Genomic DNA, 11,720 nt, shown 5'->3' with positions numbered 1-11,720 from the left:
ATCCGGTTCCTTTCTACTCATGTGACCCGTATTCACTCACTCTCCAGATACCTCCGCATCCTGGCCAGACTCCTGGACAGCTTGGAACGGACGCTGCCGGGTCTCAGTCCGGTGATCTCCGCGATCTCGGTACTTTTCAGTCCTCCAACGACCGCCATCAGGACGATCTCCCTTTCCTGTGCAGTTAACTGTTCCAATGCCTCCGCCAGCACCAGGCGAAGGGCGGAGGGCTGGTCCGCCGCCGGCGCCATCAGACTGCCGGCGGCCGCTCCGGCTTTCGCCGGTCCGTGCGGCGCGCATGTTTGGATGTTGCGCGCCGCTTCACAGGCCGCTTCGCGGGCGGTGATGCTCCTGCGTATGGATGCGTTACAACAGCCGGACAGGATCCGAAAGAGCCAGGCCGAGAAGGCTTTGTGCTCCCGCAGTGAGCCGATCTGCCGCCAGGCGGAGAGTACGCACTCAGATACCGCGTCTTCGGCGTCTTCCCGGTTTCCCAGTTTGTAATAGGCGTAGCGGTAGAGACGATCCTTGTAGAGACCGTAGAGATGGCAGAATGCTGCCTGATCCCCCTGCTTTGCCGCCTGTATCCATTTCTGTTCGCTCATAGGTCTCTCCTTGGGTCCCTCTCGTTGAAAGCTTTCTATATGTTAAGTATACGAGATCCCCCAAAGTGTTGCAACCGATGTGAAAAAAAGTATAATGAAAGCAGGGAGGTAATGATATGGGATTATTTCGCAGAAAACCAAAAACGCCGGACCTGCCGGCGTTCTCAACAGAGGATTATGAACCGGTGCTGCGCTGCAGCATCTGCACCGGGGAGCAGACCGCCTGCCTTCGGGATCGCAAGACAGGCGAGTTGCACGAGGTCATGCCCATCCGCAGCGAGGAGGAACTGGAGGCCTTCTGCCAGCGGTACGGCGAGGTAAGGAAGATCTACTGAGCTTCCTCCCACCAGTGACTGTCATACCGGTCTATGTCGTCATAAGGCACCAGCTCGCCGATTCTGGGGGTAGCGATCTCGACTTCCTGCGCCTCGCCGGCTTTCACCGCCCGCAAGGCAGGATCGTACCAGGCGTGGGTAGAGAGGACAAAAGCTCCCCAGTGCACCGGAATATACCACTGGGCGTGGGCATCCTTTGCCGCCTGTACAGACTCCTCCGGCGTCATGTGTACCATAGGCCACCCCTTGCTGTACTGTCCATTTTCGGCCAGGATCAGGTCCACCTCTCCGTACTTCTGGTATTCCTTTCGGAAAGCGTCGCAGTACCCGCCGTCTCCTGTATAGTAAAGACTGTGGATACCATCATCGATCCGCAGCCCACCCCAGAGTGTTAAGCCGGATTTCAGAGGATTTCGCCCGGAGAAGTGCTGGGACTCCGTCAGCGAGTACCGGATACCGTCGATCTCGGTGGTCTCCCACCAGGCCAGTGCGCGGATCCGTCCGGACTCGATTCCCCATCCTTTCAGGATGGCGTCCACCCCTAGCGGCACCACATAGCAGGCAACACGGTCGTCGATCTGACGGATGGTCTGGTAATCCAGGTGATCGTAGTGATCATGGGAAATGAACAGAACATCGATCTCCGGCACTTCCTGCGGGGTGAGCCCCGGAGCAGAGAACCGTTTCACCCCCACAAAACCCACCGGTGAGGAATAGTCTGTCAATACGGGATCGATGAGGATGTTTTTCGCTCCCATCTGCACCAGAGCAGAAGAGTGCCCCAGCCAGCTGATCGTCATCTGCCCCGGTTCTCCCCTCTCCGGTGTACCCTGATCCACAACCGGGATATCCGATGGATCCGCTGGTCTTACCTCGCCGCTGCGCGGCTCTGATTCCCCAGCCATCAGTGTATAGTTCTTATCTGTGTTGTGGAACTCCCCATCGTAGAACACCCTCATCTTCTCTGCGTACGCAGCCTGTGCGGCTTTGTCCGGGGTCTTGCCCACGCCGGGATAAAACCACAGGAACAGCAGCGCTGCCACCGCCACTGCTACCACGAGCACCACGAGCACCAGCACGATCTTAAGCAAGAGTTTCAGCATTCCGATACCTCCGATCGTTATGTATGTTTTACCCATCATACTCCAGAATACATATTGATGCAAGAGGTGTACTGTATGACGCACTACCCTTTTCTATCAAAAGAGACTGCCCGGCATGAGCAGTCTCTTTTCTTTTCAGGATGCAGGATGCACCCGGAATCCCGTTTTCAGCAGGTGTGGCAGTTATGCCTCCACCTGTCCCTTCCCTTCGGCAGCTTTCTTGGCAGCCTTCAGGTCAGCGTATCTCTCATCTACGATCTCATCCCAGAGCTCGCAGTTGTCGAATCCGACATCTTCCGGAATAAACACCGGATCCAGCCCCATCTTCTTCTGGGTCTCGTAGTCCTTCAGGATCTTGATGGACTTGGGAGCCATGAGGGCCAGGATTGGCAGGTTCAGCCAGCACATGATGCCGACGCCAACGTCTGCGTAATCCCATGCGGTGGTCATATCCTTCATGGAGGCCAGGAACGCCAGCACAGCGATGATCAGGCAGCCGACCGTATAGGCACGTCTCTTCATTGTGTCAGACGTGTGAGACAGCAGGTACTGGATATTGGAGTCCGCGTAAACTGCGAAAGAAAGCAGTGTGGTGAACGCGAAGAAGAACATGGCGATGGTGATGAACGGTGCGCCGAATCCCGGGATGAAGCTGTTGATCGCTCCCTGCACAAAGCCCGGACCGGCCTCAACCCCTGCGATTCCCTCGTAGATGACGTTACCGTCCGCATCCAGCACGTTGAACATGTCTGTGGACAGGATCATCAGCGCGGTAGCGGTGCAGACCAACAGTGTATCGATGTACACGGAGAAAGCCTGTACCAGACCCTGCTTGGCGGGGTGAGAAACCTCAGCGGTAGCCGCTGCATGGGCACCGGATCCCCAACCAGCTTCGTTGGAGTAGATACCTCTCTTGACACCCATCATGACGCAGGAGCCGAACACGCCGCCGAATACAGCGTTCATGTTGAAGGCACAGCTGAAGATCAGCGCGAACATGCCTGGAATATGCTTGATGTTGATGATCAGAATGATCAGCGCCAGCAGCAGGTAGATACCTGCCATGATTGGAACGACGTAACTTGCAAAGGTACCGATCCTCTTCAGTCCGCCCAGTGTGACGGCGATGAACAGACCTGCCACGATGACGCCCACGATAACTGGGCTGATACTCAGGTTGATCCCGCGGAAGGCGGCGGCGATGGCACCGGCCTGTACGGTCGGGCCTGTGACGGTCATAGCCAGGATGGTGGCACAGGCGAAGATGATCGCCAGCGGCTTACACTTCAGTCCTTTCTCGATATAGTAGGCCGGGCCACCTCTGTACTCACCAATGGTCTTGGTCTTGTAAACCTGAGCCAGCGCGGACTCAGAGAAAGCGGAACCTGCACCGATAAGGGCGATGACCCACATCCAGAAGACGGCTCCCGGACCGCCTGCTCCGATGGCACTGGCGACACCGGCAATGTTACCGGTTCCCACACGGCCACCAAGAGCCATACAGAATCCCTGGAAGGAGGAAACTCCACTGTCCGAGCTGGAGCCCTTCCTCATCTGTCCCACCATGTCCTTGATCAGGCGGAACTGAGGGAATTTCAGACCGATGGACAGAATCAGGCCCACCGCAATGGCGAGGTACACCAGGGCTGGCGCCCATAGATACCCGTTGATCCAGTTAGCAAAATTATCTAACATAACAACACTCCTCTCACATTATAAAACTACTTGATGATTTCTGAATCAATTGTACCTGTCTTTTTCAAAAAAACTCACGAAACTTCAAAAATTCTGAAATTTTATTCAGGTAAAACACAACCCGCCTCGACAGAGACGGGTCCATTAGCCATGTATTACAACGACTTCCTATACAGTTCCAGACCCTCCATAAACCTGGAGATGCTCACTCGACCGCCGGAATGGGTTTTCCCTCTGGCATAGTTCATCTCGTCCTTCAGGGTCTTAAAATCAAAAACGTAGCCGGCGTACACAGTAAAGAGCTCACTCCCATAATCATCCAGCCCGGCTTCCGCCGCATTGGCCAGCCCCTTTCTTATGGCCCGACGGATCCGCTGCTCCACGTTTTTCACGGTATCCTCTTCCTCCTCAGCTACCCGGGTCAGAAGTTCCTTGTGGAAACTTCCTCCCTCCTGCTGCATCAGGCGGTACAGACAGCGAATGTCCTGCACTCCTTTCTCTCCAAGCATGCCCAGCATACCCAGGAGTGTTTCCACAGAGGTAGTGTCGGCCGGCTTTGTGCGTGGGGCAGGTGAGGGTTGCTCCTGAAAGATATCCTGCAAACTCCCCATGACCTCCCGCATCTTGATCCGGTCTGCAACATTCCGTAGTACGGTCTCCACCTCCACCAGATTCACTGGCTTGTGGATGAAGAACTCCACTCCGGCGGTATAGGCCTGCTGAACCATCTCCTTGTCGGTGACCTTGGAGACCATGACGAACGAGATTTCAGGGATCCTTTCTTTCACTCGATCCATCAGAGTGATGCCGTCCATACCTCCCATCAGAAGATCCACCAGCACGATGTCCGGCCGTTCCTCCAGGATCTCCTCCAGTGCCTCCTCCGGGTCTGTGCAACAGCCGCAAACATTTCCAAGTTCCCGCAGCTTGATGATCTTCTCCAGGGATTTCACTATCGCTATATTGTCGTCGATGATGTAATAGGTTATCTTTTTCATGTCTGACCTTCCTTACATTCCAACTTCTCGAGTCATCTCCTCAGGGATCCAGATCCGAAAGTCCGTATACTTGCCCACCTGCGTATCGATCTCGATCCGTCCATGGAAGTCGTTCTCCACAAAATCCTTCACCAGGCAGAGCCCCAGCCCCCGCAGGATATTCCCGGTCCTAAGGTCGAACTTGGTGGAATACCCTTCCAGGAACAGGTTGTCCAGATCCTCCTCCTCGATGCCCGGCCCGTTATCCCGCACGCTTATCCAGTAGCCTTCTGTGCGACCATCCCGCTGCTCCGCCCGGGTGCTCACCAGTATGCGACCACGCTGGGTGCCGATGGCTTCCGCCGCATTGGTCAGCAGGTTGCGCAGGATGGACATGAGCTTGAACGCTTGCGGCACCAAGAAATCCGTCCTCACCTTGCTGATGATCTCGATGTTCTGGTTGTCCCGGCGGATCATGGCCATCACGTTGGCGCGTTCCAGCGCGATGATCTCTCCCGCGGACAAAGCCTCGTCGACCACGCCGTTCTTGTAGGTCTCCTCCAGGACCTCGATAACGTTGTTGTAGTCCCCTTTCACCTCGTGGGTGTTCTTGGCGATGTCCAGGGCCTGGTCCACCACTTCTCGGGGCATTTCCATCCCTCTGATCCGATAGTAGTGTTCGTAGGCCTTTTTGGTGACGGTCTCTACCTCGGCTGCGTTTTTCTTCATCAGGCGCATCTCTGCCTCGATGGTGGCTGCCTGAGTCAGCAACCGCTTGTACTCATCGTCCCGCTCCTTGTCCACCAGAAATCTGGTATAGGACTCGATGGCGATGATCACCATCATGATCAGAGCGCTGCGGACCAGGGCGATGATGGCCAGATAAGACACCATCTGCGCGTCCAGAAGGTTGGTACCCGCCAGCATGCTCCGCACACTCATCTCCGCTACGTTGGACAACATGTCCGAGAAGAAGATGACATAGGGGAAGTTCTTCATACTCTTCGGTTCCCTTATGATGGTACGATAGATCCCTGTGTAAAGTGCCGCGTAGGTAAAGAAGAACACTGTATCCGGCAGTGCCATCTCCAGAGTATGCGGCAGGGAACCTTCCGACAGGTAGGTGGTGACCACTCTAAACAGAGGGGAGAAAACACCGGACAAGCAGGCGATGTAAGCTGCCGATAGATCCTCATAGCAATAGATAAAGATAGCCATCACCATCACAGACAGGGCCACGATGAATCCCTCCGTCAGGATGTTCAGATTGATCTGCGCCGCGATAGAGACGAAGAACGCCACATATATGGTTTTTCGAAATTTTGTTTTGTCCATGATCCACCTTTGAACACAAAATAGTCCGGCTAGCCGGACTATTTGCAGCACATTACGATTGGTCGTCGGTTCCTTATTGAGCCCGGTATACCTGTTCTCCATTCATCCAGGTCTCCTCCACCGTGACCTGGTCGATTCGGGAGGCGGGGATGCTGAAGATATCCTCGCTCAGTACGGCGAAGTCCGCCTCATACCCCGGCGCCAGCATGCCCAGGCCGCCAAACCCGCTGACTTCGGCAGCTTCCCTGGTGTAGAGGAGTATGGCGGTCTCGATGTCTACCCTCTCGCTCTGTCCGATGTCGGTACCGTCGTAAGCCACTCTCGTCACCGCTGACTTCAGGTTGGAGAAGGGCTCCGAGGGAATCGCCCAGGAAGTCGCTGGCGCATCGGTAGAAAACGCCAGTTTCACCCCCTTGTCCAGCATGGTGCGGCTGGGATAGATATGCTCCAGTCTGTCTTGTTCCATATTTGCCCTGTAGGTCTCGATCTCGCAATACTCAAAGATCGGCTGTGTGACGAAAGCAAAACCCTTCTCGGCGGCGCGTTCCATGGCGCGTTCGGTCGGTTCTGTCAGATGTTCTACCCGCAGATACGGAACACCTCCATCAGTCCAGTCCTCTTCCTCGTAGAGTCGATCCACTACCCGGTCGATGGCCCGACCGCCCATGGCGTGGACTGAGATCTGGCAGCCGTGTGCCTTGGCGTAGTCGATGGCCTTCTCCAGACTCTCGTCGGAATACACCGGAAGGCCCACGTTCTCGCTGTTCATATACGGCTCGTACAGCCATGCCGTCTGGCCGCTGATGCTGCCGTCGCCGATGAGCTTCAGCCCGGCGATGCGCAGAGGCCTGTGGTAGTCCATGAGCTCCGGGGTGATGTCAAAATCGGGATCATCCATGAAGTAATCCCACATATAGTAGAGGCTCGCCCGTTGGCGAAAACCCTTTGCCGCAGCTTTCTCAAAGATCTCGTAGTTGCCGCCCTCGTGAAGGTTTCCCATGTCCGCTACCGCCACGATCCCCTGGGAGGTAAGCAGATCTCCCAGATCAACCAGGGCATCCACCATCTCTTCTTCGGTCTCCTCTGGCATGAACGGCAGGACCAGATCCCTGGCGTTTTCCTTCAGGACGCCGGTCGGCTCACCGTTTGCGTCCCTCTCGATCTCGCCGCCCTGAGGATCCGGCGTATCTTTGGTGATGCCGGCGATTTCCAGCGCCTTACTGTTAACACAACGGATATGCTCACAGCTTCGCACCAGGAACACCGGCCTGTCTGGCGAGGCCTCGTCCAGATCCCAACGGTTGGGGGAACGCTTCTCGGCGTATTTCCCCTCGTCGTAGCCCCAGCCGCGGATCCATTGCTGCGCCTTGTCTTCCGGGCGGAGTGGATCGGTCTTGCTCTCCATCTCCTCGTAGACGCGGCGGATCTCGCCTTTCAGGTCCTCTATGGAGTTGACGGTGGGAGGCAGACAGGCGATCTGCCTGCTGTACTCCGCCAGCATCATCGGGTGCATATGGGCATCTACGAACCCCGGAATCACGGTCCGTCCTGCGAGGTCGATGCGTTCGTCCGCCTTCAACTCCGGCATTTCTTCTCCGGTGCCGGTCCACGTGATGCGGCCATCTTCCACAACCATCGACTCCACATACAGCTGCTCGCTATTGGAAGTAAAAATCTTCCCATTTTCAAAGATCCTGATCATGTCACACCTCTTGTTATGATTATCAGTATATCGTAACCGCACCCTTGTTCTCCAGCGACCGGAACAGGGGCTTGTAAGCCTCTCTGTGCACCGGGCAGCCAGTGGGAAGCCCGGCAAAGAACAGCTTGTAGCAGCTGTCGCACCCTACGCACAGGCTGTCTCTGTCCACAAAGCCCCGCTCAAGCAGGTTCGGGATGAAACGGTTATCCGCCATGATGTTGCGGCCAAACCCTGCGATGTCGAACCAACCTTCCTCGATGCAGCCTGCGGCCACGTTGGCCCCAAAGGGTCCGAACCAACCCAGTCCGGTCCCCACAAACAGCAGATCCCGCGGAAGAACCTGCCGCATCTGACCGGTAGCCTTCAGCAGATGATAAACCCCTTCCATGGGATCGATGACCGCCTCCGGATCAAAATTGGCCAAATAGCCCTGCCCCACTGGCGCATACCGCGGCACGGTGGTGCTGATGTTGAAAATGCGGATCCCCTGTCGGTAAAGCTTACGGATCAGCTCCAGTACTTCTGAGGTGTCGATCTCCATAGCGCCTTCCTGCTGTTTCATGCCCCAGCCATAGGGCCAGGGAACACTGTCATAGGCATTCAGCCGCACGGTGATATCGATGCGCGTCCCCACCAGCCGGCGGATCCGGTCGATGGCCTCCAGCGGAAACCGAAATCGGTTCTCCTGACAACCGCCGTATTTCCCAGGTCTGGTGTAAGCGCAGAGAAATTCTTTCATGAGGTACTGGTGGCAGAGCTTGAGGTCGATAGCATCGAACCCCGCATCGCATGCCAGCGCAGTAGCCTGCGCCAGCTCTTCTTTCATCTGGTCGATGTAGGCATCGCTCACCACCTCGGCCTTTCCCATAGCCGCATCCAGATACGGGTTCGCAAAAGCCGTCAACGGCCTTGGCTTCCCCGCCTTATCCACACTGCAACGCCCCGAATGGGTCAGCTGGATGATCTTATAAGGCGGCTTATATCCTGCCCCCACAGCCGCCGCATCGATGGTCTGCACCAGTTTTCGGAATCCCGGCAGGCTCCCCCTATGGATCCAGGGCTGCCGCAGGCTGTCTCTGCCGTCCTCACAAAAAGCCGTCGCCTCCACCCAGAGGATAGCGGCCCCCTCCTGTGCCATCTTCTCATATCTGGCCAACGTCAACTCGCTGGGCGACCCGTCCGCCTGCGCGTCGATCCCCTCCAACGGCTGGATGGCGGTGGAGTTCTCGAACTTTCGTCCGTTCACCGCAAAAGCCCGGCCCAACAGGCTCAGGTCCTCACTCACCGGCAATTCCATGCCCTGTTCGCACAAAGCCTTTCGGAACGCCTCTGCCGTATCGATCTGGAATGCGTTTATCCTGCAATTTGTCTTCGCCATTCTTGTCACCTATTCTATTTCGGCCCCTTTTGGATAATTATACTATATCTTTTCCACCAACTCAACCGCGACTTATCCGTCTCCGAACCCCTTCCGCATTAATCGCTAATATTTGCGATTAATACCATAAGGCTCTGGATACTATGTCCGTGCGGCAGATCATCGGGCTCTCGCTTTTTCGAGATCACGCTCTTATGGGATTGCGCTCTTACAGAAACGCACCGCAGATCAGCTTTGTGCCCAGCGCAAACACCCAGGCCACCGTGCACTGCCACAGGACCACACTTATGGCCCAGCGGGTGCCCATCTCCCGGCGGACAGAGGCTACTGCCGCCACACAGGGAGTATACAGCAGAGAGAACACCAGCATGGAAGCCGCCGCCAGCGCCGAGATGGACGTGGCGATGGACTTGCCGAAGAGCATCTGCATAGTCGCCACCACGCTCTCCTTGGCCATAAACCCACTGATCAGCGAAGTCACGATGCGCCAATCGCCCAGACCGATAGGATCGAATAGCGGCACCAGCCATCCTGCCAGAATGGCCATGATGCTGTCCGAAGAATCTTCCACAAGATTCAGGTGGGTGTCGAAACTCTGCAGGAACCAGACGATCACGGTTGCCACCAGTATCACACTGAAAGCCCTGGTGATGAAATCCCAAGCCTTCTCCCACATGAGACGGAGCACATTTCCCGCGCTAGGCAGCCGGTAGTTCGGCAGTTCCATCACAAAGGGCACCGCCTCCCCCCGAAACAGTGTGCGCTTGAAAAGTAGCGCCATCAATATGGCCACCAGAACCCCCAGCACATAGAGACCTGTCATGATCAGGCCCCCTTTCCCTGGAAAGAAGGCTGCCACGAAGAACCCGTAGATAGGGATCTTGGCAGAACAGCTCATGAAGGGGGTCAGCAGGATGGTCATCTCCCTGTCGCGCCGGCTGGGCAGTGTCCGAGTAGACATCACCGCCGGTACCGTGCATCCGAACCCGATGAGCATGGGCACAATGCTTCTGCCGGAGAGTCCGATTTTTCGCAGCAGTTTGTCCATGAAAAATGCCACCCTGGCAATGTAGCCGCTATCCTCCATGATGGAAAGAAAGAAGAACATCACCACCACGATGGGCAAGAAGCTCAGAACGCTCCCCACTCCCTCAAAGATTCCTTTGATGATGAGACTGTGCACTGCCTCGTTGATGTGTAGGGCGGTGAGCCAACCGTCCATGAGGCCTGTCAGGCCCTCTACCCCAGCGGCCAACAGATCCTGCAGCCACGCACCTACCACGTTGAAGGTAAGCCAGAACACCAGTCCCATGATCCCGATGAAACACGGGATGGCGGTCCATTTCCCGGTGAGCACCCGATCCAGTTTCTCTGACCGGATCCGTTCCCGGCTCTCTCTGGGCTTCTGCACGGTCGCCTCGCACACCCGCTCGATAAAATCAAAACGCATATCCGCAATGGCAGCGCTTCGGTCCATGCCTCCCTCCGCCTCCATCTGCAGAACGACGTGTTCGATCATCTCCCGTTCGTTCTCGTCCAGGTGAAGTTGTTCCAGGATCAGCGGGTCTCCCTCGATGACCTTGGTGGTGCTGAACCGCAGGGGCAGTCCCTGTCGCTCCGTATGGTCTTCGATGATATGTTCCACCGCGTGGATGGCCCTGTGGATCGCGCCACCGTGGTCGTCCTTGCTGCAGAAATCCTGCGGGATGGGCTTCTCCTGATAGCGGGCGATGTGGATCGCATGCTGCACCAACTCGTCCACACCCTGGTTCTTCGCCGCAGAGATTGGGACTACCGGCACGCCTAGCATAGCCTCCATGCCGTTCACATCGATCGCACCGCCGTTGCCTGCCACCTCGTCCATCATGTTCAGTGCCACCACCATGGGGATATCCATCTCTAGAAGTTGCATGGTGAGGTAGAGGTTCCGCTCGATGTTGGTCGCGTCCACGATGTTGATCAGCGCCACCGGGCTGTCCTCCAGCACAAAACTTCGGGACACGATCTCCTCACTGCTGTAGGGAGACATGGAGTAGATGCCCGGAAGGTCCGTCACCAGTGTCTTTGGATATCCCTTGATGGCACCATCCTTACGGTCGACAGTTACTCCGGGGAAATTGCCCACGTGCTGGTTGGATCCAGTCAACTGGTTGAATAAGGTCGTCTTGCCGCAGTTCTGGTTCCCCACCAGCGCATAAGTAAGGAGGGCCTCTTCAGGAAGAGGGTCCTCCGATGCTTTGTCATGGTAGAGGTGGCCGGTCTCCCCCAGTCCTGGGTGGGCCGCGGATTCAATGTGATTGATGCGCTCATGCTTGTTGGCGCGCTGTTCGATCTTCTGAATACCGATCTTCTCCGCATCCGCCAGTCGAAGCGTCAACTCGTAACCGTGGACCTGAAGTTCCATGGGATCTCCCAGCGGGGCAAACTTTACCACGGTTACCTCAGCGCCGGGGATCACTCCCATATCAAGAAAGTGCTGGCGAAGCGCTCCCTCACCACCTACCTGCGTGATGACTGCGCTCTCGCCGATCTTCAATTCTCGTAATGTCATGTCTGTTAGATTCCTTTTCCTGATTTCACGTCTTCATTA

Annotated in this window: 9 protein-coding genes; 1 reads left to right on the top strand and 8 read right to left on the bottom strand. The window is 56.3% G+C overall.

Annotated features, from left to right (window positions below; genetic code table 11):
* Positions 1–32: 32 nt before the first annotated feature.
* Complete coding sequence (locus P156_RS0109995; RefSeq protein ID WP_027869985.1) at positions 33–605, bottom strand: RNA polymerase sigma factor; 573 nt, start codon at positions 603–605, stop codon at positions 33–35.
* A 116-nt stretch (positions 606–721) separates the two neighbouring features.
* On the opposite strand from P156_RS0109995, the gene P156_RS0109990 reads away from it, so the two are divergent.
* The gene (locus P156_RS0109990; protein WP_027869984.1) at positions 722–940 is read left to right on the top strand and encodes a hypothetical protein; all 219 of its coding nucleotides are present in this window, start codon (positions 722–724) and stop codon (positions 938–940) included.
* Here P156_RS0109990 and P156_RS12420 read toward each other — a convergent pair.
* The 7 genes from P156_RS12420 to feoB all read right to left on the bottom strand — a co-directional run bounded on the left by P156_RS12420 (position 934) and on the right by feoB (position 11,681).
* The gene (locus P156_RS12420; protein ID WP_051600898.1) at positions 934–2,043 is read right to left on the bottom strand and encodes an MBL fold metallo-hydrolase; all 1,110 of its coding nucleotides are present in this window, start codon (positions 2,041–2,043) and stop codon (positions 934–936) included. The genes P156_RS0109990 and P156_RS12420 overlap by 7 nt on opposite strands.
* Positions 2,044–2,226: 183 nt before the next feature.
* Entirely contained in the window at positions 2,227–3,738 is a 1,512-nt protein-coding gene (locus tag P156_RS0109980) for a sodium:alanine symporter family protein (RefSeq protein ID WP_027869983.1), read from the bottom strand.
* Between the two features lie 155 nt (positions 3,739–3,893).
* Positions 3,894–4,736, bottom strand: a complete 843-nt coding sequence (locus P156_RS0109975) for a DNA-binding domain-containing protein (RefSeq protein WP_051600897.1) — start codon at positions 4,734–4,736, stop codon at positions 3,894–3,896.
* Positions 4,737–4,748: 12 nt separating this feature from the next.
* The gene (locus P156_RS0109970) at positions 4,749–6,050 is read right to left on the bottom strand and encodes a sensor histidine kinase (protein ID WP_034802527.1); all 1,302 of its coding nucleotides are present in this window, start codon (positions 6,048–6,050) and stop codon (positions 4,749–4,751) included.
* A 73-nt stretch (positions 6,051–6,123) separates the two neighbouring features.
* Positions 6,124–7,752 (bottom strand): amidohydrolase, encoded by a 1,629-nt coding sequence (locus P156_RS0109965; protein ID WP_027869980.1) that lies wholly within the window; start codon positions 7,750–7,752, stop codon positions 6,124–6,126.
* 22 nt (positions 7,753–7,774) lie between these two features.
* Positions 7,775–9,130 carry a hypothetical protein gene (locus P156_RS12415; RefSeq protein ID WP_051600896.1) on the bottom strand — a complete coding sequence of 452 codons (1,356 nt, stop codon included), beginning with the start codon at positions 9,128–9,130 and terminating at the stop codon, positions 7,775–7,777.
* A gap of 208 nt (positions 9,131–9,338) precedes the next feature.
* On the bottom strand, positions 9,339–11,681 hold the full coding sequence (gene feoB, locus P156_RS0109955; protein ID WP_027869979.1) for a ferrous iron transport protein B: 2,343 nt from the start codon (positions 11,679–11,681) through the stop codon (positions 9,339–9,341).
* Between the last annotated feature and the right edge of the window lie 39 nt (positions 11,682–11,720).

It is taken from the genome of Eubacterium sp. AB3007 (genome assembly GCF_000688015.1).
GTDB lineage: Bacteria > Bacillota > Clostridia > Peptostreptococcales > Anaerovoracaceae > Aminicella.
Note: the sequence above shows the minus strand (reverse complement) of the source record. Positions and strands in the feature narration are given on the sequence as shown.

Excerpts from the sequence above, each read along its gene's own strand:
- P156_RS0109995 (WP_027869985.1), bottom strand. The coding sequence starts at position 605 with ATGAGCGAACAGAAATGGATACAGGCGGCAAAGCAGGGGGATCAGGCA.
- P156_RS0109990 (WP_027869984.1), top strand. The coding sequence starts at position 722 with ATGGGATTATTTCGCAGAAAACCAAAAACGCCGGACCTGCCGGCGTTC.
- P156_RS12420 (WP_051600898.1), bottom strand. The coding sequence starts at position 2,043 with ATGCTGAAACTCTTGCTTAAGATCGTGCTGGTGCTCGTGGTGCTCGTG.
- P156_RS0109980 (WP_027869983.1), bottom strand. The coding sequence starts at position 3,738 with ATGTTAGATAATTTTGCTAACTGGATCAACGGGTATCTATGGGCGCCA.
- P156_RS0109975 (WP_051600897.1), bottom strand. The coding sequence starts at position 4,736 with ATGAAAAAGATAACCTATTACATCATCGACGACAATATAGCGATAGTG.
- P156_RS0109970 (WP_034802527.1), bottom strand. The coding sequence starts at position 6,050 with ATGGACAAAACAAAATTTCGAAAAACCATATATGTGGCGTTCTTCGTC.
- P156_RS0109965 (WP_027869980.1), bottom strand. The coding sequence starts at position 7,752 with ATGATCAGGATCTTTGAAAATGGGAAGATTTTTACTTCCAATAGCGAG.
- P156_RS12415 (WP_051600896.1), bottom strand. The coding sequence starts at position 9,130 with ATGGCGAAGACAAATTGCAGGATAAACGCATTCCAGATCGATACGGCA.
- feoB (WP_027869979.1), bottom strand. The coding sequence starts at position 11,681 with ATGACATTACGAGAATTGAAGATCGGCGAGAGCGCAGTCATCACGCAG.